Annotated in this window: 22 protein-coding genes and 1 tRNA gene; 15 read left to right on the plus strand and 8 right to left on the minus strand. The window is 62.4% G+C overall.

Annotated features, from left to right (window positions below; translation table 11 throughout):
- Positions 1 to 97 precede the first annotated feature (97 nt).
- Together M8997_RS11385 and M8997_RS11390 are read right to left on the minus strand one after the other, a co-directional pair.
- Positions 98 to 697, minus strand: a complete 600-nt coding sequence (locus M8997_RS11385) for an ankyrin repeat domain-containing protein (protein WP_250019847.1) — start codon at positions 695 to 697, stop codon at positions 98 to 100.
- A 150-nt stretch (positions 698 to 847) separates the two neighbouring features.
- Positions 848 to 1,783 carry a LysR family transcriptional regulator gene (locus tag M8997_RS11390; RefSeq protein WP_250019846.1) on the minus strand — a complete coding sequence of 312 codons (936 nt, stop codon included), beginning with the start codon at positions 1,781 to 1,783 and terminating at the stop codon, positions 848 to 850.
- Between the two features lie 87 nt (positions 1,784 to 1,870).
- Between M8997_RS11390 and M8997_RS11395 the strand changes: the two genes are divergently transcribed.
- The 4 genes from M8997_RS11395 to M8997_RS11410 all read left to right on the plus strand — a co-directional run bounded on the left by M8997_RS11395 (position 1,871) and on the right by M8997_RS11410 (position 4,965).
- Entirely contained in the window at positions 1,871 to 2,764 is an 894-nt protein-coding gene (locus M8997_RS11395; protein WP_250019844.1) for an MBL fold metallo-hydrolase, read from the plus strand.
- Positions 2,757 to 3,764 (plus strand): alpha/beta hydrolase, encoded by a 1,008-nt coding sequence (locus M8997_RS11400; protein ID WP_250019843.1) that lies wholly within the window; start codon positions 2,757 to 2,759, stop codon positions 3,762 to 3,764. The genes M8997_RS11395 and M8997_RS11400 overlap by 8 nt, the downstream gene beginning before the upstream one ends.
- A gap of 182 nt (positions 3,765 to 3,946) precedes the next feature.
- Positions 3,947 to 4,031, plus strand: a tRNA-Leu gene (locus M8997_RS11405).
- A gap of 130 nt (positions 4,032 to 4,161) precedes the next feature.
- Entirely contained in the window at positions 4,162 to 4,965 is an 804-nt protein-coding gene (locus tag M8997_RS11410) for a sulfotransferase (protein WP_250019842.1), read from the plus strand.
- 22 nt (positions 4,966 to 4,987) lie between these two features.
- On the opposite strand, the gene bspF is transcribed toward M8997_RS11410, so the two are convergent.
- From bspF to secA, 3 genes are all read right to left on the minus strand, one after another.
- On the minus strand, positions 4,988 to 6,298 hold the full coding sequence (gene bspF / locus M8997_RS11415) for a type IV secretion system effector crotonyl transferase BspF (protein ID WP_250019841.1): 1,311 nt from the start codon (positions 6,296 to 6,298) through the stop codon (positions 4,988 to 4,990).
- The gene (locus M8997_RS11420; protein WP_250019840.1) at positions 6,298 to 7,719 is read right to left on the minus strand and encodes a lipopolysaccharide biosynthesis protein; all 1,422 of its coding nucleotides are present in this window, start codon (positions 7,717 to 7,719) and stop codon (positions 6,298 to 6,300) included. The genes bspF and M8997_RS11420 overlap by 1 nt, the downstream gene beginning before the upstream one ends.
- A gap of 149 nt (positions 7,720 to 7,868) precedes the next feature.
- Positions 7,869 to 10,580, minus strand: a complete 2,712-nt coding sequence (secA, locus tag M8997_RS11425; protein ID WP_250019839.1) for a preprotein translocase subunit SecA — start codon at positions 10,578 to 10,580, stop codon at positions 7,869 to 7,871.
- Between the two features lie 227 nt (positions 10,581 to 10,807).
- Here secA and M8997_RS11430 point away from each other — a divergent pair, with 227 nt between their 5' ends.
- From M8997_RS11430 to M8997_RS11450, 5 genes are all read left to right on the plus strand, one after another.
- The gene (locus M8997_RS11430) at positions 10,808 to 11,701 is read left to right on the plus strand and encodes a peptidylprolyl isomerase (RefSeq protein ID WP_371929550.1); all 894 of its coding nucleotides are present in this window, start codon (positions 10,808 to 10,810) and stop codon (positions 11,699 to 11,701) included.
- A gap of 73 nt (positions 11,702 to 11,774) precedes the next feature.
- The gene (argJ, locus tag M8997_RS11435) at positions 11,775 to 13,016 is read left to right on the plus strand and encodes a bifunctional glutamate N-acetyltransferase/amino-acid acetyltransferase ArgJ (RefSeq protein ID WP_250019837.1); all 1,242 of its coding nucleotides are present in this window, start codon (positions 11,775 to 11,777) and stop codon (positions 13,014 to 13,016) included.
- A gap of 11 nt (positions 13,017 to 13,027) precedes the next feature.
- A complete protein-coding gene (locus tag M8997_RS11440) occupies positions 13,028 to 13,780 on the plus strand; it encodes a GNAT family N-acetyltransferase (RefSeq protein WP_250019836.1) in 753 nt (250 codons plus the stop codon).
- Positions 13,777 to 14,190, plus strand: a complete 414-nt coding sequence (locus tag M8997_RS11445; RefSeq protein ID WP_250019835.1) for a (deoxy)nucleoside triphosphate pyrophosphohydrolase — start codon at positions 13,777 to 13,779, stop codon at positions 14,188 to 14,190. The genes M8997_RS11440 and M8997_RS11445 overlap by 4 nt, the downstream gene beginning before the upstream one ends.
- A 173-nt stretch (positions 14,191 to 14,363) precedes the next feature.
- Positions 14,364 to 14,684, plus strand: a complete 321-nt coding sequence (locus tag M8997_RS11450) for a hypothetical protein (protein ID WP_250019834.1) — start codon at positions 14,364 to 14,366, stop codon at positions 14,682 to 14,684.
- Between the two features lie 5 nt (positions 14,685 to 14,689).
- On the opposite strand, the gene M8997_RS11455 is transcribed toward M8997_RS11450, so the two are convergent.
- Positions 14,690 to 15,583, minus strand: coding sequence for a methyltransferase domain-containing protein (locus tag M8997_RS11455; RefSeq protein ID WP_250019833.1), 894 nt, complete (start codon positions 15,581 to 15,583; stop codon positions 14,690 to 14,692).
- Between the two features lie 44 nt (positions 15,584 to 15,627).
- Between M8997_RS11455 and M8997_RS11460 the strand changes: the two genes are divergently transcribed.
- The 5 genes from M8997_RS11460 (at position 15,628) to M8997_RS11480 (ending at position 19,890) form a co-directional block, all read left to right on the plus strand.
- Positions 15,628 to 16,431, plus strand: coding sequence for a ComF family protein (locus M8997_RS11460; protein ID WP_371929551.1), 804 nt, complete (start codon positions 15,628 to 15,630; stop codon positions 16,429 to 16,431).
- 977 nt (positions 16,432 to 17,408) lie between these two features.
- On the plus strand, positions 17,409 to 17,678 hold the full coding sequence (gene grxC, locus M8997_RS11465) for a glutaredoxin 3 (protein ID WP_250019831.1): 270 nt from the start codon (positions 17,409 to 17,411) through the stop codon (positions 17,676 to 17,678).
- Between the two features lie 9 nt (positions 17,679 to 17,687).
- Complete coding sequence (locus M8997_RS11470) at positions 17,688 to 18,554, plus strand: carbon-nitrogen hydrolase family protein (protein WP_250019830.1); 867 nt, start codon at positions 17,688 to 17,690, stop codon at positions 18,552 to 18,554.
- Positions 18,551 to 18,964, plus strand: coding sequence for a DUF1178 family protein (locus M8997_RS11475; RefSeq protein ID WP_250019828.1), 414 nt, complete (start codon positions 18,551 to 18,553; stop codon positions 18,962 to 18,964). Before M8997_RS11470 ends, M8997_RS11475 begins: the two co-directional genes overlap by 4 nt.
- Positions 18,965 to 18,999: 35 nt before the next feature.
- Complete coding sequence (locus tag M8997_RS11480) at positions 19,000 to 19,890, plus strand: DMT family transporter (protein WP_250019826.1); 891 nt, start codon at positions 19,000 to 19,002, stop codon at positions 19,888 to 19,890.
- A 10-nt stretch (positions 19,891 to 19,900) separates the two neighbouring features.
- On the opposite strand, the gene M8997_RS11485 is transcribed toward M8997_RS11480, so the two are convergent.
- Together M8997_RS11485 and M8997_RS11490 are read right to left on the minus strand one after the other, a co-directional pair.
- Complete coding sequence (locus M8997_RS11485) at positions 19,901 to 20,401, minus strand: gluconokinase (protein ID WP_250019825.1); 501 nt, start codon at positions 20,399 to 20,401, stop codon at positions 19,901 to 19,903.
- Positions 20,398 to 21,165, minus strand: a complete 768-nt coding sequence (locus tag M8997_RS11490; RefSeq protein ID WP_250019823.1) for an SDR family oxidoreductase — start codon at positions 21,163 to 21,165, stop codon at positions 20,398 to 20,400. The genes M8997_RS11485 and M8997_RS11490 overlap by 4 nt, the downstream gene beginning before the upstream one ends.
- Positions 21,166 to 21,356: 191 nt before the next feature.
- Here M8997_RS11490 and M8997_RS11495 point away from each other — a divergent pair, with 191 nt between their 5' ends.
- Positions 21,357 to 22,790: an aldehyde dehydrogenase family protein gene (locus tag M8997_RS11495; RefSeq protein ID WP_250019822.1), complete on the plus strand. Its 1,434-nt coding sequence runs from the start codon at positions 21,357 to 21,359 to the stop codon at positions 22,788 to 22,790.
- Positions 22,791 to 23,311 lie beyond the last annotated feature (521 nt).

Below are 23,311 nucleotides of genomic sequence, written 5' to 3' on the forward strand. Positions count from 1 at the left end.
GGTTGGTCTGGTGCGTCTCTTAGAGCAAATTATCGCCGATGGGAATCGGGGGCGTCGATTTTGCCTCGGTCGCGGGCAAGATCGCGGTCTGCTCGTATCAGCGCCGGGCGGCCGTCAGCAATGCGGCGATGTCGTCATATCCGCGGGCTTGCGCATGTTGCAGCGGAGTGACGCCATCCTTGTCCGCGAGGTCGGGCCGCGCCCCGGCCTCCAGGAGCAGGCGGACGATCTCGAAATGCCGGCTGCCGCCGTCACCGAGGATGATGGCTTCAAGCAGCGCCGTCCAGCCAAGTTTATTGACATGATCCACATCGACACCGGCGGCGATCAAGGTACGCACGGTCTCGACGTGGCCACGCTCGGCGGCCGGGATCAGGGCGGTGCCGCCATAGCGGTTGGTGCTTTTGAGATCGGCGCCATGGGCCAGCGTCATGCGCAGGATTTCAAGATGCCCGCGCGCACCGGCATAAAGATAGGGGCTGTCGTTGATGTCGTCCCTGGCGTTGACATCGGCTCCGGCCTCTACCAGCAGTTTCGCGGTCTCGATCCGGTTGGCATGGGTGGCGGCGAGAAGGGCCGTCCGCCCCCTGCCGTCGCGCGCATCGATGGGTGCGCCGTCCGCCAGCAACTGCCGAACAGTCGTGGCATCGCCGCGGCCTGCGGCTTCGATCAATCCCTGCTCCGTCGCTTCAGCCATGGTCATCCCCACTATCGGCAGTAACATGATCGGCAATCCGACCCGCAAGACGAGGCCAAGAATGGTCGCGATCATCATCGGCCCGGATCGTTTCCGCAATATGGTTGTTCCCTGTTCCAGCGGCATCGCTGAAGGCGAGCCTGCCTGCGTCTAGCTGTATTCTGCAACGACCTGCATCACCTGATCGCGCATCCAGCGGTTGGCGGGGTCGTTGTCCGTTGCCGCTGACCACACCATGGAAATCGGGCTGACCCGCAAATCGAGCGGCACCTCGGCCATTGCGAGGCCAAACAGGCCGGCATAGCGCTTGACGATTCTGGTCGGCAGGGTCGCGATCAACGGTGTTTCGCGCACGGCCGTAAGCACGGTGAGGAACTCCGGCGCCGCGACCGATACGTCCAGGCGGACGTTGGCGCGCTTCAGAGCATCGTCGATGCAGCCTTCGATCGCGTCCTTCTGTGAAACGAGGGCATGCTTCAGCGTGAGATACAGATCGCGGTCCAGCGCCTGCGGCAGGTCGAGCAGGCCCGGATTGTAGCAGCACATGAGCGACTGCTCGAACAGCAGGCGGCGCCTATGCCTGTTGCTGCCGTCTTCATAGCAGCCTACGGCCAGGTCGATGACGTTATCGTCGAGAAGCCTGTGGACCAGTTCGGGGTTGACCGCGCGGGCAAGCACCTTGATGCCGGGCGCAGCTTCGTTCAGGACCGCGGCAAGGCGAGGCACGAGCAGTACCTCCAGTTCGCTGGAAAACCCGATCCGGAATATCTGCCTTGCCCGCGCAGGCTCGAACGCCGCGGGCGTGACGATCGTCTGCTGCGTGTGGCTCAGAATCTGCTCCACGGCTTCGGCGAGGCGCAAGGCCCGATGCGTCGGCTGCATGACCTGGCCGACACGCACGAACAATTCGTCCTGAAACAATGTGCGAAGCGTTGCGAGATTGTGGCTCATGGCCGGCTGCTGGATTTTCAGCCGGGCTGCCGCCTTCGTCACGCTCCGCTCGCGCATCAGCGCATCGAATGCGACGAGCAGGTTCAGGTCGAAGGACCAAAGATTGAAATGATCGATGGAGGCTATCTCATTCATCGATTTGATCGTTGCACGAACATGCCCTACTTGTCCATAGCGATCAGGCAGCGCTGTCCCCGTTCAGTATCAATGACAGGAGATTCCATGAGCGATCTTGGAAAAGAATATCATATTGCCGGAGTGACGGTGCGGAAGGTGCAGGAGCAATATCTGCGCCAGGTGGCGCCTTCCTTTCTTTATCCGGCCGCCACGGTAGAAGAGATCGAGGCGATCGAACCCGGTCTGGCCGCGGCTGACATGGACGACGAGCGCGAAACTCTGGTCGTGAGCATTCACACCTGGCTCGTGACGACGCCCGATCACGTCATCCTGATCGATACGGGCTCGGGAAACGACAAGGAAAGGCCGCGCAATCCCGGCTTTCACCATCAGTCCATTCCGTTTCTGGAGCGGCTGCACCATGCAGGCGTGGAGCCGGGCGATGTCGATTTCGTCATCAATACCCATCTCCACGTCGACCACTCCGGCTGGAATACCGTGCTGGAGCATGGAAAATGGGTGCCGACGTTCAAGAACGCGCGTTATGTCTTTCCGCGGGCCGAACAGGAATATTACTCGTCGACGGCCAGCCACAATGACGTGAACATTCCCAGTCTTGGCGTCTATGAGGACAGTGTCTGGCCGATAATCGACGGCGGGCTCGCCGACTTCATCGACAGCACGGGCGGTTCGTTCCTGGATCGGTTCACCTTCCTGCCGACGCCCGGCCACAGTATCGGTCACATGTCGGTTCTGGTGGAAGCAGGCGGCGAAGCGGCGATCTTCGGCGGCGATGTCATGCACCATCCGATCCAGGTGGAGCGTCCCGATCTCAACACTGTCTTCTGCGAATTCGCAGATCAGGCTACCCGGTCCAGACGGCGTATCCTCGAACTCGCTGCCGACAATCGCGCCCTTTATTTCTCCACGCATTTCCCCGGCTCGTCCGCGGGTCATGTCACCCGCAACGGTAACCGGTTCAGGTGGTCCTATGCCTAAAGACAAACTCACATCGTCAAGCTTCGACGCGGGCGAAATTATATTCGATGAGCATCATGTCGACAGCGGAACCGACGGCATCAAGCTCTATCTCCGCAACAAGCGCAGGATGGACCACGAGGAATTTCTCGCGGAGAAGACCATCGTGATGATGCACGGGGCAACCTTCTCGTCGGGAAGCCTTTACGATGTTCCCTTCAACGGAATGTCCTTCATGGACTATCTCGCGCATCAGGGTTTCGACGTCTTTGCGGTCGATGTGCGCGGCTATGGGAAATCGGGCCGCCCGCCCGAAATGCAGGTAGCCCCCGACCTCAACCCGCCATTGGTGGACACCGGCACCGGCGTCGCGGATCTCGCAACGGCTGTGGAATTCGTCCTTCGGCTTCGCGGCTTGCAGGCAGTCAATGTGTTCGCCATGTCATGGGGCGGCAGCGTGGCCGGCGCTTACGCCGCGCGCAATGGCGACAAGGTGCTCAAGCTCGCGCTGCTCGCGCCGCAATGGCTGAGCGAAGCCCCCATTCCGATCGATTCCGGTGGCGCCCTTGGTTGCTACAGGCTTGTTCCGGTCCATGCGGCGCTGGCGCGCTGGCTCGGCACCGCGCCCGAACATGCGCGCGAGCGCCTTGTTCCGCAAGGCTGGTTCGACCTCTGGGCAAGGTTCGTCCTTGCGGAGGAAGTGTCGGAAGCCGACAGGGAACGAGGCCATATACGGGCCACGAATGGGCCGATACAGGATATCCGGACCTATTGGCGAGCCGGGAACCCCTATTATCAGCCGGGCGAGATTCGAGCGCCGGTGCTCTTGTTGCATGGCGAATGGGACATCGACGTGCCGCTCGACCTGGCGCGCGCCTATTTCGGCGAACTGACCGGCGCGCGCTACAGGCGCTGGCTCGAGCTGGGCGAGGCGACGCATCTGGCGCTCATGGAGAGCAACCGCATGCAGGCCTATGTGGAGATAGCGCGGTTCTTCGACGAATGCTTCGAGCCGGAATAGCAGGCGAGCTGGCGGCCGCTATCGCGACCGTCGCGCCCCTGCCGGCTCCCGCGAAGCTTTCAGGGGCCCCGGCGCATGCGTGCATTCTCGCAAGAAAACCGTTCAGGACGGTTGACCGATGCCGGCCTATACATGTATTTCACTGCTCGGATCATGGCGAGCCATGGTCCGCGCTCATTGCGGCCCCCTTGGCGGAATTGGTAGACGCGCCTGACTCAAAATCAGGTTCCGAAAGGAGTGCTGGTTCGATTCCGGCAGGGGGCACCATACCTATCCACGCGCCTGAACAATCGATCGTCGGTGCCGGCCGGCGGCCTCACCGCGCCCCGCACTATTTTATGGCGGTTTGTCGCAATGTGTATTGCGGCGATTGGCGGCGCCGTGGAATGATTTTCCAATGAGCGAGACAAATTCCGGCGAATCTGCCCCTATCATCATTTGCGGCTGCAAGCGAAGCGGCACCACCGCCCTGGTGCGGATCATGAATGACAATGGCATCATGATCTCCAACGAATGGGCGCTGTTCGCCTGGCCGAGCTGGCAGCACAAGCTCTCCCTGCGGCAATGGCTGGAGAACAAGCGGGCGGCGGTCGATCAGGATCCGTGGCTGCAGCATTGGCACCTCAAGATCGTGCTTGCTGGCGACGAGGCCGACAAGGGTTTCGCCCCCGCGCTGCATTCGGTCTATGGCAACAGGCCGCGCTGGACCTGGGGCGACAAATGGTCGGACTATGTGTTCCACGTGCGCGATATCAAGGCGCATTTTCCCGATGCGAAGATACTCTACATCTACCGTGACGGCCGCGATGTCGCTGCAAGCATGCTCAGGAAGGGCATGGCAGGCTCGGTGGCGGAGGCCTTCCGCCTCTGGGTCGATACGATCGAGGCGTGGCGCGGCTGGGAAAAGGAATTCGACCATCTCGCCATCCGGCAGGAGGACCTGCTGGGCCAGCCCGAGCGCGTTGCCGTCGATATCGCCCGATATTGCTCGTTCCCGCTCAGAAGTGCCGATCATGCCGGCTATGTCGTGCTCGGGGCGGATGCGGAGTCGCCGGCGGACTATGTGTCGAAGAACCCGTTCAAGCACAAGGGCGCCTATCACGACCAGTTCTCCGATGCCGATATTCCGGCAGGCGCGATGCGCCATCTGCGGGCGCTCGGCTATATGGAGGCGAATGCGCTGACGGAGCCGGCAGGCTAGCGGGCGTCGCAGGGGATGGCGCCTAATCGCGTCCCGTCATCTGGCGCAATCGCTCGCGCACCAGCCGCGCCAGGTTCTGGGTGCGGCGATAGAGATGCAGCTGCGAGGCGGCCTTGCGGGCCGCGCGGTCCGCTGCGGGATTGAGGCCGATCACCAATGTGCCGATCTTTTCGCGCTCGCTGAACAGGCGGGAGGCGACGGGATGATCGGGGACGGCGCAGGAATCGGTCCTGACGATGTTCGGGTCGTCGAGATGGTTCTTCAGCATTTCGACCATCAGCAGAACGCCCGGCGAAAAGGCGGCGAGCTTCTCGTCATAGGCGATCTTCCAGGTCCAGGCCTCGCCGGCCTCGACGAAGACGATGAGGATGGCGATCACCCGGCCATCGAGTTCGAGGGAATGGATCCGCACCAGGTCGCGCGCCGCGAGATTGTTGACCGCCTCGCGGGCAAAGGCGGCGCGGAAGCGATCGACGGCCATGGCCGAACGCCGCTGGCCCTTCCACCCGCTGGCCTCGACGACGAGGAACTGTTCGAGCTTGATGCGGATATCGTCCTCGTTGCGGCTGACGACATAAGCGAGGTCGCCCTTTTCGGCGAGCCTGCGCCAAAGCCTGCGATATTCCTTGACGCGGCGGCCGCCGATTGCCTGGCGAAGATAGTCGTCGCCGTCCATGGCGCTCTGGAGGATGGGCCGTTCGACCTGGCTCGCCGTCACAAGCGGCAGGTTGCGGTCGATGGCGATGGTGCGGATCAGCTGGGCGACCGGCCCGTCGAGGCGCATTTCGGGCAGCACCAGTATGTCCGGCAGCTTCAGGTGCTTGCGGCCCAGCATGTCGAAGAGATCGTTGAGCACGCCGACCGGATCGTCCCGGTCGATGAGGGGCGTGCTCTGCGGCCCGAAAGGCGTCGCCCATGCACGCATGATCGCGCCCGACATGGCAAAGCCGGCGCGCTCGATCGTATAGGGCATGAGGAAACGCAGGCGGCTCTTCACCTCGTTCTCGTCGCGGATCAGCATCAGGCGAACCTGGCGATCGTCGAGGCGCGGCATTGCCGGCGCGAGGAAACGCGGATTGAAGAAGACGTTCGGCTCGATGGTCCGGTAGGTCAGATAGTCCAGCTCTTCGAGAAGATCGAAGCCGGCCGAGGCCGAATAGATGGAAAGCTTGCGCGGAATGTTTCTGCTGCCAAGGGTGCTGCCAGGGGTGCTGCCGAGGGTCTCCTCGATATGGCGGGTCGATTCCCGGATCGGCTCCAGGCCCGACAATTGCGCGATGATCTGCGCGGAGGGTCCCGCCGCCAATTCCTCGAGAATCGGTATAGCTGCCATCAGATTTCTTCCTTGACGGGTTCTCGATCAGAACTGCCGGCGAAAACGAACATGGTTATCTTCAGCCTGTTGCGAACCGTCCAGGCCAGGGCGGAGGCTTCGAACACCATGGACAGTCCCGTGGCGATCGCCGCTCCCGCAAGTCCGTACAAGGGTATCAGCACCATACTGAGAGAGATGTTAACGGCCAGCGTGACCGCATAGACCGTCGCGCAGATCTTCTGCTTGCCGGCCATGTTGAGCAGGCTTTCGGCGGGGCCGATCGAGGCGCGGGCGACGACGCCGACAACCATGATGAACAGCAGCGGATAGCCGGCCGTGAATTGCGCGCCGAAGAGGTAGAGCAGGGGCTTGCCGAGGATGAGCAGGATGATTGCCATGGCGAGCGAGGGCCAGAAGGTCCATCGCGCCGTGTCGCTGGCGAATTTCGCCAGTTGCCGGTGGTCCTGTCCCTGCATGAGCACGGAATAATGCTGCGCGGCGCCGGCCTTGACCGAGAAATAGACGAAATGCACGAGGGCGAGCAGCTTGACGGTGGCAAAATAGACGGCGACTTCGTCGGGCTGCATGAAGCGCCCTACCATCAGCACGTCGGCATTGGTCAGCAGGAAGAAGAAGCCTTCGACGAGGAATATCGGCAGCGAGACCTTGAACCATTCGGCGAAGTGGATTTCCCGCGGCCCCGGCGGAACGACCTCGGCAAAACGCCGGCAGACGATGGCGAGCTGCGTCAGCGTGGTGAGATAGGTCGCAAGGATGGCGGAAATGACGGCCACGACCGCAGTCGGCGGAAAACCGGCCACGTGGGCGAGGCTCATCATCAGCAGCGTCAGAAGCGGCCTGACGATATAGGTCGGGGTCAGGGCGATCAGCGCCCAGGAGCGCGAGCGCGCCGTGCCGTCCAGCGTATCGCCGAGGGCGATCATCGGCAGGCAGATGAAGCCGATCAGGAATGGCGCGACGTAATAGGATTCGAGCGAGTCCCGCAGGGCATGGACGCCCGCGGCGCCGAGCAGCGCGATGAGCGTGGTGACGGAAACGGCGAAGGTCTTGCTGGTGAACAGGATGCCGCGCAGCAGGTCGGGCTCGTTCCTGTCCAGATATTGCGGCACATAGCGGATGATGCTGGTCTGGAAGCCAAGGCAGGAGAGATTGCCGAGGATGACGACGGTCACCCAGACGAGAACGAAAATCCCATATTCGAACTGGCCCATCCACCGCGCGAAAACCACCTGCGACAGAAGTGCGATGGCGGCACTGACGATCCTTATGGCGAAGGCGATAAGGGAGACACGCTGTGCGACGGCCTGCTCGCCGCTGCCCTCCAGAACCTGGTCGATCCTCGCCAGCAAGGGAACCAGCCGCTGCGCCATCTTGTCGGGCAGGAGCCGGCCTGCAGTTTTGACCGCAGTATTTCGCAAGGAGCTCTCCAAATGTTGCAACCGCAAGTTCTATAAGGGGCTAAACCTTTAGAAACGGTTCTAGCGCCCGGACGACGGTTTACAGCGCGGCGGGCTCCTCCTGCAAAGAAAAGGACCGCAGCCTTTTGAACTGCGGTCCTCCTTGTTCATCAGGCAAACGAGCCGTGGCAGTGCTTGTACTTCTTGCCGGAGCCGCAGGGGCAAAGCTCGTTGCGCCCCACCTTGCCCCATGTGCGGGGATTGTTCGGATCGCGATCGACGGGATCGACGATGCGCAGATCCTCCTCGGCCTCGTTGAAATCGTCCTGGCCGGTGGTGCCGTCGATATGATGGCCTTCCATCGCCGGCAGCGCCGGTTCCGGGGCATCGGCGGCCTCGCGGACGAGTTCGACCCGCATGAGCTGCGATGTCACGTTCTGGCGCAGGTTCGCCAGCATCGCCTGGAACAGCTCGAAGGCCTCGGTCTTGTATTCGTTGAGCGGGTCGCGCTGCGCATAGCCGCGGAAGCCGACGACCGAGCGCAGATGGTCGAGATTGACCAGATGTTCGCGCCACAGGGCATCGAGGCTCTGCAGGATGACCGACTTCTCCACATAGGCCATGATTTCCGGCCCGAAGCGTTCGGCGCGGTCCGCGGCGGCCTTCTCGACCGCTTCCATGATGCGCTCCCTGATGTCGTCGGGCTGGATATTGTCTTCCATCGCCCATTCGGTGACGGGCAGGTCGAGATTGAGGATGTTGCGGACATCCTCGTCCAGCTGCTGCACCGCCCATTGCTCGGCATAGGCGCCCTCGGGCGTATGCCGTGCGATCAGGTCGTCGACGACATCCTCGCGCATTTCACGGGTGGTCTGGCTGAGATCGGAACCGTCCATCAGCTCGATGCGCTGCTCAAAGATCACCTTGCGCTGATCGTTCATGACGTCGTCATATTTCAGCAGGTTCTTGCGGATGTCGAAATTGCGTGCCTCGACCTTCTTCTGCGCCTTCTCCAGCGCCTTGTTGATCCAGGGATGGACGATTGCCTCGTCTTCCTTCAGGCCGAGCTTCTGCAGCATTCCGTCCATGCGTTCGGAGCCGAAAATGCGCATCAGGTCGTCCTGCAGCGACAGGAAGAATTTCGACCGGCCCGGATCGCCCTGACGGCCGGAGCGGCCGCGCAGCTGGTTGTCGATGCGGCGGCTTTCATGGCGCTCGGTGGCGAGGACATAGAGCCCGCCGGCGGCAAGCGCCTTTTCCTTCAGCCTTGCGATATCCTCGCGGATCGCCGCTTCCCTGGCGCTGCGCTCCTCGCCTTCCGGCATGTCGCCCAGTTCCTGGTGCGTGCGCATTTCGAGATTGCCGCCGAGCTGGATGTCCGTGCCGCGGCCGGCCATGTTGGTCGCAATGGTGATTGCGCCCGGCACGCCCGCCTGCGCCACGATATAGGCTTCCTGCTCGTGGTAGCGCGCGTTCAGCACCTGGAAATCCTTGAAGCCTTCCTTGCGCAGGCGCTCGGCGAGCAATTCGGATTTCTCGATCGAGGTCGTGCCGACGAGGACCGGCTGGCCCTTGTCCGCGGCCTCGCGGATATCGCGGACGATGGCGCGGTATTTCTCCTCGACGGTCCGGTAGACCTCGTCGTCCTCGTCAATGCGCTGCACCGGGTTGTTGGTGGGGATTTCCGTGACTTCGAGGCCGTAAATATTGCCGAATTCCTCGGCTTCCGTCGAAGCCGTGCCGGTCATGCCGGCAAGCTTCTTGTACATGCGGAAATAGTTCTGGAAGGTGATCGAGGCCAGCGTCTGGTTTTCCGGCTGGATCGTCACATGTTCCTTCGCCTCCAGCGCCTGGTGCAGCCCTTCGGAGAAGCGGCGGCCCGGCATCATGCGGCCGGTGAACTCGTCGATGATGACGATCTCGTCATTGCGGACGATATAGTCCTTGTCCTTCTGGAACAGCTTGTGGGCGCGAAGCGCATTGTTGACATGGTGGACGACGGCGACGTTCTCGATGTCGTAGAGGCTCTCGCCCTTGAGATGGCCGGCCTCCCTCAGAAGGTTCTCGAGCTTTTCGGTGCCTTCCTCGGTGAAGATCGCGGTCTTCTGCTTCTCGTCGATCTCGTAGTCCTCCGGCTTCAGCGGCAGGATGAACGTGTCGATCAGATTGTAGAAGTCGGAGCGATCGTCGAGCGGGCCGGAGATGATGAGCGGCGTGCGCGCCTCGTCCACGAGGATGGAATCCACCTCGTCGACGATCGCGTAATGATGGCCGCGCTGCACCATCTGCGAGCGCTCATACTTCATGTTGTCGCGCAGATAGTCGAAGCCGAGCTCGTTGTTGGTGGCGTAGGTGATGTCGGCATTATAGGCGCGGGCGCGTTCCTCGTCGTCGAGCCCGTGGACGATGATGCCATAGCTCAGGCCGAGGAAATTGTAGATCTGGCCCATCCAGTGGGCGTCGCGGCTGGCGAGGTAGTCGTTGACCGTGACGACATGCACGCCCTTGCCCTCGAGCGCGTTCAGATAGACGGGGAGCGTCGCGACGAGCGTCTTGCCTTCACCGGTGCGCATCTCGGAAATGCCGCCCTGGTGGAGGACCATGCCGCCGATCAGCTGCACGTCGAAGGGCCGCATGCCGAGGACGCGCTTTGCAGCTTCCCTGGCGACGGCGAAGGCGGGCACGAGAAGATCGTCGAGCTTTACGCCCGAAGCGAGGTTTTCGCGGAACTCTGCGGTCTTTGCCTGCAACTGCTCATCGCTCAGGGCCGCGATTTCGGGCTCCAATGCGTTAATGGCGTCCACACGCGCTTTGTAACCTTTGACGCGACGCTCGTTTGACGAGCCGAAAATCTTGCGGGCGAGGCCGCCGAAACTGACCATCCCTGGTCCTCTCTATAATTCGTTCCATCGGCGGACCCCGGAGTGGAGCCACCGGACTGAGACCAAGAAGCTGCGATAGACCCGGGCACCACTCCCAAGGTATAAGTGCATCTTCCGCCAAGCTATCTGGACGCAAAGCCGTTGGACAGATAAGAGGGGCCTTGAATTATGTCAATGTTGAAGCGCTGCGGCCCAATGCTTCAAAATGGCCAAATTCTGCCATATTCATGGCTCGTACCGTTCCTCCCAAGGAGAAATTGATGATGACCCGTTTGCAGAATAAAATTTCATTGCTGGCCACGGCCGCTATTTTGGCTGGCGTTTCAACCTTTGCGTTGGCGCAGGAGCCGAACAAGGTGCTGGCCACGGTCGATGGCACCGAGATTACCCAGAAGGACCTGGACCAGGCTTCCGCCGATCTCGACCCGCAGATTTCGCAGTTGCCCGAGGACCAGCGGCGTCTGGCCGCCCTTGCGGCCATCATCGACATCAAGTCGTTCGCGACGAAGGCCGAGGCCGAGAAGCTCGACGAGACTGCCGAATTCAAGTCGCGCATGGACTTCCTCAAGGAACGCGCGCTGCACAATGAATATTTCAAGCAGCAGATCGTCGACAAGATCACCGATGCGGACGTTCGCGCCCGCTACGACAAGGAAATCGCCGCGATGCCGGCCGAGAACGAAGTCCGCGCCCGTCACATCCTGGTGAAGACCAAGGAAGAGGCAGAGGCGATCATCAAGCAGCTCGACAGCGGCGCCAATTTCGAGGAGATCGCCAAGACGAAATCGACCGACGGTTCCGCCGCGCAGGGTGGCGATCTTGGCTATTTCGGCCAGGGGCAGATGGTTCCGGAGTTCGACAAGGCCGCAAACGAGCTGGAAATCGGCAAATATACGAAAGTTCCGGTGCAGACTCAGTTCGGCTTCCACGTCATCAAGCTCGAGGACAAGCGGGCGAAGCAGCCGCCGGCATTCGACCAGGTCAAGGAGCAGGTCAAGTCGATGGTCATCCGCGAGCGCTACATGGACCTGATCAAGAAGGAACGCGCTTCCCTGAAGATCGTCTATGCCGATCCGGAAGTGGAAAAGGCCTTCAAGGCCGCGACGGAAGCCCAGAAGTAACGTTCCATCGAGCCCGGCATCCGTCCGGGCTCGTCCCACCTCCACGATAAGCCAGCCCATTTCGAGGTTCCAGATGTCGACATCGGTCTCCCCCTTGGCGCCCAGACATGTGCCAGCAATGCCCGAAATACAGGGTCTTCGCATTGCGACGGCGGAAGCAGGGATCAAATACAAGAACCGCACCGATGTCATGATGCTGGTTTTCGACCGGCCGGCCGCCGTCGCAGGCGTGTTCACCCGGTCGAAATGCCCCTCGGCGGCGGTTGATTTCTGCCGCTCCAGCCTTGCCGGCGGCGTGGCGCGCGCCGTCGTGGTCAATTCCGGCAATGCCAATGCCTTCACCGGCAGGAAGGGCCGCGAATCCACCGATCTCACCGCTGCCGCCGCCGCCGAGGCGGTAGGCTGCAAGGCAAGCGAGGTCTTCCTCGCTTCGACCGGCGTGATCGGCGAACCGCTCGATGCGGCGAAGTTCAGCCATCTTCTCGGCGGCCTGGCCAAGCAGGCGGTCCCCGGCCGCTGGCAGGAGGCGGCCGAGGCGATCATGACCACCGACACCTTTCCGAAGGTGGCGACGGAAACCGTGCTCATCGGCGGCGTGCCCGTGACGATCAATGGCATAGCCAAGGGTGCAGGCATGATCGCGCCCGACATGGCGACCATGCTCAGCTTCGTCGCCACCGACGCGCCGATTGCCGCCGACGTGCTGCAGAAGCTGCTTTCGTCCGCCGTGGGCGGCAGTTTCAACTCCGTCACGGTGGATAGCGATACATCCACATCCGACACATTGCTGCTGTTTGCCACCGGCGCTGCCGCCGAGCGCGGCGCGGCACCCATCGACAACGCCGCCGACAGGCGGCTCAAGCCGTTTGCCAGGGCGCTGGAGCGGGTGCTGAAGAACCTCGCCCTCCAGGTGGTGCGCGACGGCGAGGGCGCCCGCAAGATGCTCGAGATCACCGTTACCGGCGCAACATCGGCGAAATCGGCGAAGCGCATCGCTTTGTCGATCGCCAATTCCCCGCTGGTGAAGACAGCTGCCGCCGGCGAGGATGCCAATTGGGGCCGCGTCGTCATGGCCGTGGGCAAGGCCGGGGAGCCGGCGGATCGCGACCGGCTTGCCATCTGGTTCGGCGATATTCGCGTGGCGCGCGAGGGCGAGCGCGATCCGGACTATTCGGAAAGCGCGGCTTCGAGCTACATGAAGAACGAGGATATCAGGATCCGCGTCGACCTTGGCCTCGGCAAGGGCAAGGCGACGGTGTGGACCTGCGACCTCACCAAGGAATATGTGGCGATCAACGGCGATTATCGCAGCTGATCGGAGGAATGATGGAATTACCGCAGATCAGGCAATTCGAAGCAGCGGGCTTCCGCGCCTGGCCGGCGGCGCATGTTCATTATGATGGCAGCTGGGCGGTGCGGACGACGCCGAACCATCCGGCAAAGCGGCTGAATTCCATCAATCCGCTCGATCCTTCCGATATCGGCAATATGGAGTCGCGCATCGCCGCCGATGTGGAGCGCATGCGGCAGCAGGGCGTGAAACCGATGTTCCGCCTGTCGCCGCTGGCCCCGCCGCCGCTGGCCGCGCATCTCGCGGCTTCCGGTTGGGAGCGGTTCGACGATTCGCTGGTCATGGCCTTCGATCTTGCCGATACATTGCCGGCGGCTTCCGGCGTCGGGGTGACGAACAATGATGTCGACGGTTTCGTCGATGCCTATCTCGTCCTGCAACCGGGCAATGACGGCCTGAGGCGCGGGCTGACCGGGACCCTCGACGCAATCCAGCCGGAAAAGGCCCTGCTGACGATCGTCGATGACGGGCGCGTCGTCGCGGCGGGTATCTGCGTGCGCGACGGAGCCCTTGCCGGACTGTTCAACATCATCTCGGCGCCGGATGTGCGCCGCCGCGGCGTCGGGACGCGGCTGGTGCGGGCAGCGCTGGACTGGGCCGCGCAAAGGGGCGCGCGCAAGGCCTGGCTGCAGGTGGAATTGTCGAATGGCGCGGCGATCGCGCTTTACCATCGCTTCGGCTTCCAGGACATCTACCGATATCATTACATGCGGATGGCAGGCCGATGAGCAGTGCCCCCCTGCCGATCCTGCTGGTCACCGCCTGCGCGCTCGTCGATTCCGACGGACGCGTGCTGTTGACGCAGCGACCCGAGGGCAAGAGCCTTGCCGGCCTGTGGGAATTCCCCGGCGGCAAGGTGGAGCCGGGCGAATCGCCCGAGGAGAGCCTCATCCGCGAATTGAAGGAGGAACTGGGCCTGACGGTGAAACCGGCGTGCCTCGCCCCGCTGACGTTCGCCAGCCACGGCTATGAGACTTTCCATCTGCTGATGCCATTGTTCATCTGCAGGCGCTATGAGGGCATCGCCCAGCCGCTTGAAGGCCAGGCGCTCAAATGGGTGCGCCCGACCGACATGCGCAACTATCCGATGCCGCCGGCCGACCTGCCATTGATCCCGTTTCTGATCGACCTGCTCTAACCACCCCCCTCATGCTGAGCTTGTCGAAGCACGCACTATGTTGATGCAATCCATAGAACCCGTCCCACCCGACCACACGCGCTAAATCTCCCCGTTAACCCTGATGCTTAAGGGAACTTTCACCGGTTTAAGAGAGGTTTAATCAATAGTTGTGACGTGATTTCAGGTGGGGCATGCAGCGCAAGAGCGATTATCTTGACGACGATCTTCTGCAACAGAGGGGCTATAAGCGGGCGGCGGGAAGCGTGCTGCGCTGCGCCTTGCTGTTCGGCTCGGCGGCAGTTGCGCTGGCGCTGATCATCGCGCCCCTTGCGCATCGCACCAGCGACGCGCTCGTCGACGTTTCGGCGGGACAATCCATCGACCAGATATCGACCGGTTCGATCAAGCGGGCGGAACCGTCCATCTCCACGATCCGGCGCAGCGTGCTGCAGAACACGCCGACGGCGGTCTGCATCCTCGAACGCGACGGCACGAGGTCGGGCGACTGCTGAAGCCCCTAATCGGGCTCCGAGGCGGCATTCTTGAGGAAATCGGCAAGCGACGCCTTGGCCGAGCCGGGCTTCAGCGGCTTCTGCTGCGATTCGTGAGGGGCCCAGCCGGACATCCATATGAATGAGAATGTCGCCCTGATCCGGCCGTCCGGATCGCTGTAGCGTTCGGCATAGATTTCCGCCACCCGGGCGAAGAAGCGCCGGGTCAGCGGCTTGCGCGAGCGTCCGAACAGGATGTTCTGGGCGCCCATGGCCCTCAGGTCGCGAAACAGCCCGAATACCGAATCATAGCGCACCGTATAGGTCTCGATATCGGCGACCGGCAGGGCGAAGCCCGCGCGCTGCAGCAGGCCGCCCACGTCGCGCACATCGGCGAAGGGCGCGACGCGCGGGGCGGCGCCGCCGCTGATTTCGGCCTCGGCGGCGATCATGCACTGGCGCAGCTCGGACAATGTGTCCTCGCCCGCCATCGCCCCGATGAAGAGCCCGTCGGGCCGCAGCGCGCGGCGAATCTGCAGCAGCGTTCCCGGCGTGTCGTTGGTCAGGTGCAGCGAGAGCAGCGAGACAATCAGATCGACGCTGGCGGGCCGCAGCGGCAGGAATTCCTCATCGGCGACGATCGCCGGATAGGCCGGGTCGAGCAGGGCAGGGTCGCGTTCGGCCCGGTAGATGGCATCGGCCTTGCCGCTTTGCCGCACGGCGTCGGCGGCGTGACGTCCAAGACTGGCCAGCGCCACGGCAATGCCGAACTGGCGTTCGACCGCCGAAAGCCGCTCCCCGAGGTCATCGGCGGCGCGGGCGAGAAGAAAATCGCCGGCATGGCCGTGCTGCCGCAATGCCCGCCTCTGCCTTGCGAGGAGCAGGTCCCGATCGAAAATTGCGTGGCTGTCCTTTGCCAAGTTTCGCGTCTCTTATCGCTGGTGTATGAGTAGTCCCGTGCTAAATGCGGCGTCGCCGGGAGAATTGCAATGAGGCATGGTTGAAAACTTCCCTGGCGGTGGCACGCGGTGCTTTTCTGCGGCTGGCGAATACGGCTTCCGACCTGCTGTTCCCACCCTCCTGCGCCGGCTGCGGCGAGCATCTGGCCCGGGCCGGCAGCCTCTGCGGTCCATGCTGGGCCGAGGTCCGCTTTATCGACAAGCCCTATTGCCCCGTGCTGGGCACGCCGTTCAGCCATGATCTCGGTGCCGAGATTCTCTCGGCCGAAGCGATAGCCGACCCGCCGCCATTCGCGCGGTCGCGATCCGTCGCGGTGCATGAGGGCATCATCCGCGAGATGGTCCACAGCCTGAAATATAATGACCGGCTCGATCTCGCTCCCTGGATGGCGGCGTGGCTGGCGCGGGCCGGCGCCGAGCTGCTGGCCGATTGCGATGTGATCGTACCGGTGCCGCTGCATGCGCGCCGCTTCTGGATGCGCCGCTCCAACCAGTCCGCCGAACTTGCCCGCCATGTTGCCCGCCGGAGCGACAGGCCTTTCGAGCCGGACGCGCTGAAACGCGTGAAGCGCACGCGCCAGCAGGTCGGGCTGGGCCTGAGCCAGCGAACGGCCAATGTGCAGGGTGCCTTCAAGGTGCCGCCGGACCGGGAAATACTGGTTCGCGGCCGCAATGTGCTGCTGATCGACGATGTCTATACGACGGGCGCAACGGTGAAGGCCGCCGCGCGCGCGCTGCTGCGATCGGGCGCGGCGCGGGTCGACGTGCTGACATTCGGCCGCGCGATAAAACAGGAGCTGCCGGTCTAGCTTCTTCCGCTTTTGCCAGCCACTTCCCGCGTGCTGGCAGAACTACCACCCTGCAAAACTCTATTTCCCCTCATCCTGAGCTTGTCGAAGGGCGCTGCAACGTTGCTGCAATCCCTCTAGAGCTGCATCAAGATAGTGCGTGCTTCGACAAGCTCAGCATGAGGGAGGTGGGAGCTCAGGATGAGGGAGGTGGGGTGCAATCCCTTTTCGAGATGCTGGATACGGAAAATCCGCACCACGCCCGCGAAATCGCGTCTGGTCATTGAAATGGGGGAGACGGGCGGTCTTCAGCGCGTCAGTATTATATCAGGGTCGAGGTCCGAAGACCGCCCGCGACGTCTTTGCCTGCTATTGTTACGCTTGTCAGACGCAACAACCCGGAAAACGAAGCGCCACCTCCGTTTCCTTCTGCAGTTTGCCGGCCGGTCGGGGTTGTCACTTCCGACCATTCGGCAACGCCACCCTTTCCCAGCAATCGAAACAGCACCGGAAGCTGCTCCCCCACTGGAAAGGACCGAATCACAATAACCCGGTTTCAAAGTGGTGGGATAAGTTTCCATTTATCCCACCAGAGGCGACGTGTGTTGCATTACTGTTGTGGGGTCCTTCGTGCTTCGACAGGCTCAGCATGAGGGGCTCAGGATGAGGATGATTGATTTGATTGCAGAAAAGCAGGGAGCCCAGATTGGAAACCTCGCAGAATTATCCCCCTACCAAACACCCAATTCCCTCATCCTGAGCTTGTCGAAGGGCGCAGCAACGTTTGTGCAATCTCTTTTTTTGGTCGCATCAAGATCGTGCGTGGTTCGTGGTTCGACTAGTTCACCATGAGGGAGGCAAGCTCAGCATGAGGGAAATGGAGGTTTGCAGGGTGGTGGTTCTGCGAAGTTTCATACTCAAGCTCCCAACCGATCCGGCAAAACAGCTCTTTTCGTCGCATTATTTGCTGCCTATATAGGGCTAAAGTGGAGAGTGTTATGGTTGATGTAACGATCTATACGCGAAATGGTTGTGGCTTTTGCACGGCTGCGGTGAGCCTCCTGAAGAAGAAGGGGGCGGAATTCGTCGAGCACAATGCCAGCATCGATCCATCGGCGCGGCAGGAGATGCTGGCGCGAGCCAATGGCCGGACGACGTTTCCGCAGATTTTCGTCGGCAAGACCCATGTCGGCGGCTGCGACGATCTCTATGCGCTGGAAAATGCCGGGCGGCTCGACAGCCTCCTCGCCACCGGCGAACTGGTTTGAGGTAGAAAGATGAGCGTTTTTCGAGCTGCCGCCATACAGATGCGATCCGGGGTCGATCCGGAGCGCAATGCCGCCGACCTGACCCGGCTTGTCACCGAGGCTGCCGGCAAGGGCGCCGCCTATGTGCAGACGCCGGAAATGACCGGCTCGCTGCAGCGGGACCGGGCCGCGCTGCGCGCCGTGCTGAAGGACGAGCGTGACGACGTCATCGTTCGCACCGCCTCCGAGCTTGCGGCAAGGCACGGCATCCATCTTCACATCGGCTCGACGGCCATAGCGCGGGACGACGGCAAGATCGCCAACCGGGCCTTTGTTTTCGGCCCGGACGGCAAGGTGATCGGCCGCTACGACAAGATCCACATGTTCGACGTCGATCTCGACAATGGCGAAAGCTGGCGCGAATCGGCAGCCTACGAGCCGGGCCTCGATACGGTCGTCCTCGACCTGCCCTTCGCGCGGATCGGCCTTGCCGTGTGCTACGACGTCCGCTTTCCGCAATTGTTCAGGGCGCAGGCGCTGGCCGGCGCGGCGGTGATCACCGCGCCCGCGGCATTCACCCGGCAGACCGGCGAGGCGCATTGGCAGGTGCTGCAACGGGCGAGGGCGATCGAGAACGGCGCCTTCATGATCTCGGCCGCGCAAGGCGGCGTGCATGAGGACGGCCGCGAGACCTATGGCCATTCGATCATCGTCGGCCCATGGGGCGACGTCCTGGCCGAGGCGGATCATGCCGACCCTGCGGTCATCGTCGCCGATATCGACCCGTCGCTGAGTCTCGCCGCACGCGGCAAGGTGCCCAATCTGAAGAATGCACGGCCCTTCGGCGTGATCGTCGAGAACAAGGGCGAGACGGAGAGGCTGGCCGCTGCATCATGATACGGTTCTCGCTGCATTGCGACAAGGATCACGAATTCGAGGGGTGGTTCCGAAGCAATGCCGATTTCGACGCGCAGACGGAAAAAGGCCTGATCTCCTGCCCCAATTGCGGCTCGCGCGCGATCGGCAAGGCGCTGATGGCGCCTTCGGTCTCGACCGGGCGGCAGAAGGAGAAGATTGCCGTCGCCGTCAGCCAGATGACCCGGGAAATGAAGGAACTGGCGCGCAGGATCCGCGAAAACGCCGATTATGTCGGCGCGGAATTCGCCGAGCAGGCGCGCAAGATGCATTTCGGCGAGATCGCGCCGCGCGGCATCTATGGCGAAGCGACGCCTGACGACGTGGAGGAATTGCTGGATGACGGGGTCGAGGTGATGCCTCTGCCGGTCTTCCCGGAAGACCACAACTGATCTTTTCGAAGCCAGTCCCAGCGCGGAAGCCAGCCATGCCCCTTTTCAACTCCGCGCCGGTTCTTCTCGTCCTGACGGGCGCATTCCTCGGCCTCACCCTGCCATTCGGCAAGCTTGCCTTCGCCGCCGGCATCAGCCCGTCGGTCTGGGCCTGGGTGATATCGACGGGGGCCGGCGTGGTCCTGCTGGCGGCCCATCTCTTCGCCGGCGGCCGGCCGCGCCTCGATGGGCACAGGCTGCGCTATTATCTCGTCGCGGCGCTCATATCCTATGCCGCGCCCAATGTGATGACGCTCTCCGCCATACCCCATCTCGGCGCCGGCTATACCGGCATCATGTATACGCTCTCGCCGATCTTCACCCTGCTTCTGTCGCTGCTGTTCGGCATGCGCCGCCCCAACATGCTGGGGCTGTGCGGTATTTTCACCGGTTTCGCCGGTGCCGTGGTGGTGGCGTTCACGCGCGGCCAGGTCGGCCAGCCGGCCGAGACGCTGTGGGTGATCGTCGGGCTGCTCATCCCGGTGCTGCTGGCGCTGGGCAATGTCTATCGCACGCTCGACTGGCCGCAGGATGCCCATCCGACCGAGCTTGCGGCGGGCAGCCACATCATGACGGCGGTCCTGCTCGTGCCGGCCATTCTCGTCCTGACGGGATCGTTCCCGCTGGCGCCGCTCGGCAATGCGCCGCTGCTCGTATTGTTGCAGGTCGTCGCCTCGACGGCGATGTTCGCGCTGTATTTCCGGCTGCAGGCAGTCGGCGGCCCGGTCTATCTCAGCCAGATCGGCTATGTCGGCGCGGCGGTCGCGCTGCTGGCGGGAACCCTGTTCCTCGGCGAGACCTACCGGCTCTCCACCTGGCTCGGCGCGGCGATCATTGTCGCCGGCGTGTTGATGACGACGCGGGCGCAGCAGATGGCGCGCGCCTGAACCTCGCCTGTCAGCCGTTCGTCTCCCGCAACCACTCCATGCTCGCCGAGATGATATCTTCCGGCCTGTGCGAAATGTCCTGCCGCAATACCAGCGGTTCTCCCGTCGGAACCTCGAGCGTCGCCAATTGGCTGTCGAGCATGGAAAGCGGCATGAAGTGGCCGGTCCGCTTGCCCATGTGGTCCCGCAGCACCTCGAGGCTGCCATCGAGATAGATGAAGGCGAGGGGGCCGCCCGCCTCCTGCCGCAACAGGTCGCGATAGCTCTTCTTCAGCGCCGAGCAGGAGACGACGATGCCATTGTCCGCCTCGGCCAGTTCACGCCCGATCCGCCGCAGCCAGGGCCAGCGATCCTCGTCGGTCAGCGGAATGCCCGCCGCCATCTTCTCCACATTGCTTTTCGGGTGCAGCACGTCGCCTTCGACGAATGGCAGGCCAAGTCCCTTGGCGACAGCCTCGCCCACGGTTGATTTGCCGGAGCCGCTCACTCCCATCACGATCACGCGAATCATATCGAAGCCGTTATGCCCCCATCTATATGCAGGACCTGGCCATTGATGAAGGAGGATGCGTCGCTTGCCAGGAAGACCGCGGCGCCCGCAAGCTCTTCCACATCGCCCCAGCGTCCCGCCGGGGTGCGTTTTTCGAGCCAGGTGGAGAATTCGGCATTCTCGATCAGCGCCTTGTTCAGCGGTGTCTTGAAATAGCCCGGTGCGATCGCGTTCACTTGCAGCCCATGTCTTGCCCAATCGGTGCACATGCCGCGCGTCAGATTGCGGACGGCGCCCTTGGTCGCCGTATAGGGGGCAATCGACGGGCGGGCAAGCTCGCTCTGGACCGAAGCGATATTGATGATCTTGCCGCGGCCGCGGCCGATCATGTGCCGCGCCACGCTTTGCCCGACATAGAACACGCTCGATATGTTGGTTTCCAGCAATTGATGCCATTTGTCATGGGGAAACTCTTCCAGCGGCGCGCGATGCTGCATGCCGGCATTGTTGACCAATATGTCGATGGCGCCTTTTTCGGTCTCGATCGCATCGACTGCAGCGTGCACGGCGGCCGGATCGGTGACGTCGAAGGCCGAGACATGGGCCGTCAGGCCCTCGCGCTGCAATTCCTCCGCGGCGGTCCCGGCCTTGGCCTCGTCGCGTCCATTGATGATGACGGCGGCGCCGTGCATCGCCAGTCCGCGGGCGATGGCGAAGCCTATCCCCTGGCTGGATCCGGTGATGAGCGCCAGTCTGCCTTCGAGACTGAACAGAGGGTATGGCATGACGGGAGTTCCTACGATAATGCACTCAGAGCGATCACATTACACGCTTTGGTCGATTCGCCTATGTGCGAGTCAACCAGGGAGTGTCGTCAGGCGATGCCGGGGAGAAAGTTCGAACAGAATGGGAGCTGCAACTTGGTGTTGAGGCTCTCGGTACCTATACTATTGTTTCAGCCAAAGAGGATGAGAGAATGACGTTACACCAGAATCTGATTGCCGGCGAATGGGTCGGTGGGGACGCGATCGCCAATATCAATCCGTCCAACACAAATGACGTGGTCGGCGAATATGCCCGCGCCACGGCAGACGATACATTGAAGGCAATCGCTGCAGCCAAGGCGGCGCTCCCCGCATGGTCGCGCAGCGGCATCCTCGAACGCCATGCCATCTTGCGCAAGACGGCCGATGAGATCACCGCCCGCAAGGAGGAGATCGGCCGCCTCCTGTCGCGCGAGGAGGGCAAGACGCTCGCCGAAGGCATCGGCGAAACCGTGAGGGCCGCGCAGATCTTCGATTTCTTCGCCGGGGAAGTGCTGCGGCTTGCCGGCGAGGTATTGCCGAGCGCCCGGCCGAATATCGGCGTCGAGATCACCCGCGAGCCAGTCGGCGTCGTCGGCATCATCACGCCGTGGAACTTCCCGATCGCCATTCCGGCCTGGAAGATCGCGCCCGCGCTGGCCTATGGCAATACGGTCGTGTTCAAGCCTGCCGACCTCGTGCCGGGCTGTTCCTGGGCGATCGTCGATATCCTGCATCGCGCCGGCCTGCCCAAGGGCGTGCTCAACCTCGTCATGGGCAAGGGCTCGGTGGTTGGCCAGGCCATTCTCGACAGCGCCGACGTCAATGCGATCACCTTCACCGGCTCGGTCGGCACGGGCAAGCGCGTCGCTGCGGCCTCCATCGAACACATGCGCAAGTTCCAGCTGGAAATGGGCGGCAAGAACCCGTTCGTCGTGCTCGACGATGCGGATCTCGGCGTCGCCGTCGATGCTGCCGTCAACAGTGCGTTCTTCTCGACGGGCCAGCGCTGCACGGCATCTTCGCGCATCATCGTCACCGAAGGGATCCATGACCGTTTCGTCGTGGCCATGACCGAGCGCCTGCAGAAGGTGGTCGTCGATGACGCGCTGAAGGACGGCACGCATATCGGTCCTGTCGTCGATGCGGGCCAGCTCAAGCAGGACGTCGATTATATCGAGATCGGCAAGCAGGAAGGCGCCAGGCTGGCCTATGGCGGCGAGCGGTTGGAGCGGGCGACGCCCGGCTTCTACCTGCAGCCGGCATTGTTCACCGAGGCGACCAACCAGATGCGCATTTCCCGCGAGGAGATATTCGGGCCGGTGGCGAGCGTCATCCGCGTCAAGGATTACGAGGAGGCGCTGCATACGGCGAACGACACGCAGTTCGGTCTTTCGTCCGGCATTGCCACGACGAGCCTCAAGCATGCGACGCATTTCAAGCGCAATGCCGAGGCCGGCATGGTGATGGTGAACCTGCCGACGGCGGGCGTCGATTTCCATGTGCCCTTTGGCGGGCGCAAGGGATCGAGCTATGGACCGCGCGAACAGGGCAAATATGCCGCCGAGTTCTATACGACGGTGAAGACGGCCTATACGCTGGCCTGAGGTCTGAAACTTTAGTCTGCCATGCTGGCGGGGCGTTTGCCCCGCCATTTTGTTTTGTGCTGTTTCTCGGCTGGCTGCCCGCGATGGTGGGGTTGTGGATAAGTATGGATTTTGCGGGGCTGGGGCGGTCTGGCTGGATTTTCGTTGGTTTTGAGGGATTTGCGGCGGAGCAGGCGGTCCAAATGCAGCTTGAACGTGGGCCGAAAGCGGGTTTGGGCCTGGATGATTGAGGGTGATTTTGGAATAGTTGCAAAAAGGCAGAAAAAACTTGTCGGTTGGAGTTGACACTTATGAGTTAGGTTGTCTATATACGGCACCAACGAGGGCGGGACGCCGCTGGCGGTTGCTGGTTGCGCCCTAAGGTTCTCGGTGGTTCCTGACTGGATGGATTGGTATTGTCGGGGAGGGCTTTGGTCCTTTTCGGTGTTTTTTGTCCGGTTGATTTTGACGGCGGTTCTATCGTTGTCGGTTCTTTGACAATTTCATACAGAAGAAAGAGAAACGTGGGCGGCATGGTTTGT

The organism is Phyllobacterium sp. 21LDTY02-6, assembly GCF_023554255.2.
Lineage (GTDB): Bacteria > Pseudomonadota > Alphaproteobacteria > Rhizobiales > Rhizobiaceae > Phyllobacterium.

What these genes read in the sequence shown, in the direction of transcription:
- M8997_RS11385 (WP_250019847.1), bottom strand. Translation starts at nt 697, where the DNA reads ATGGCTGAAGCGACGGAGCAGGGATTGATCGAAGCCGCAGGCCGCGGC.
- M8997_RS11390 (WP_250019846.1), bottom strand. Translation starts at nt 1,783, where the DNA reads ATGAATGAGATAGCCTCCATCGATCATTTCAATCTTTGGTCCTTCGAC.
- M8997_RS11395 (WP_250019844.1), top strand. Translation starts at nt 1,871, where the DNA reads ATGAGCGATCTTGGAAAAGAATATCATATTGCCGGAGTGACGGTGCGG.
- M8997_RS11400 (WP_250019843.1), top strand. Translation starts at nt 2,757, where the DNA reads ATGCCTAAAGACAAACTCACATCGTCAAGCTTCGACGCGGGCGAAATT.
- M8997_RS11410 (WP_250019842.1), top strand. Translation starts at nt 4,162, where the DNA reads ATGAGCGAGACAAATTCCGGCGAATCTGCCCCTATCATCATTTGCGGC.
- bspF (WP_250019841.1), bottom strand. Translation starts at nt 6,298, where the DNA reads ATGGCAGCTATACCGATTCTCGAGGAATTGGCGGCGGGACCCTCCGCG.
- secA (WP_250019839.1), bottom strand. Translation starts at nt 10,580, where the DNA reads ATGGTCAGTTTCGGCGGCCTCGCCCGCAAGATTTTCGGCTCGTCAAAC.
- M8997_RS11430 (WP_371929550.1), top strand. Translation starts at nt 10,808, where the DNA reads ATGGCTCGTACCGTTCCTCCCAAGGAGAAATTGATGATGACCCGTTTG.
- argJ (WP_250019837.1), top strand. Translation starts at nt 11,775, where the DNA reads ATGTCGACATCGGTCTCCCCCTTGGCGCCCAGACATGTGCCAGCAATG.
- M8997_RS11440 (WP_250019836.1), top strand. Translation starts at nt 13,028, where the DNA reads ATGGAATTACCGCAGATCAGGCAATTCGAAGCAGCGGGCTTCCGCGCC.
- M8997_RS11445 (WP_250019835.1), top strand. Translation starts at nt 13,777, where the DNA reads ATGAGCAGTGCCCCCCTGCCGATCCTGCTGGTCACCGCCTGCGCGCTC.
- M8997_RS11450 (WP_250019834.1), top strand. Translation starts at nt 14,364, where the DNA reads ATGCAGCGCAAGAGCGATTATCTTGACGACGATCTTCTGCAACAGAGG.
- M8997_RS11460 (WP_371929551.1), top strand. Translation starts at nt 15,628, where the DNA reads ATGCGGCGTCGCCGGGAGAATTGCAATGAGGCATGGTTGAAAACTTCC.
- grxC (WP_250019831.1), top strand. Translation starts at nt 17,409, where the DNA reads ATGGTTGATGTAACGATCTATACGCGAAATGGTTGTGGCTTTTGCACG.
- M8997_RS11470 (WP_250019830.1), top strand. Translation starts at nt 17,688, where the DNA reads ATGAGCGTTTTTCGAGCTGCCGCCATACAGATGCGATCCGGGGTCGAT.
- M8997_RS11475 (WP_250019828.1), top strand. Translation starts at nt 18,551, where the DNA reads ATGATACGGTTCTCGCTGCATTGCGACAAGGATCACGAATTCGAGGGG.
- M8997_RS11480 (WP_250019826.1), top strand. Translation starts at nt 19,000, where the DNA reads ATGCCCCTTTTCAACTCCGCGCCGGTTCTTCTCGTCCTGACGGGCGCA.
- M8997_RS11485 (WP_250019825.1), bottom strand. Translation starts at nt 20,401, where the DNA reads ATGATTCGCGTGATCGTGATGGGAGTGAGCGGCTCCGGCAAATCAACC.
- M8997_RS11490 (WP_250019823.1), bottom strand. Translation starts at nt 21,165, where the DNA reads ATGCCATACCCTCTGTTCAGTCTCGAAGGCAGACTGGCGCTCATCACC.
- M8997_RS11495 (WP_250019822.1), top strand. Translation starts at nt 21,357, where the DNA reads ATGACGTTACACCAGAATCTGATTGCCGGCGAATGGGTCGGTGGGGAC.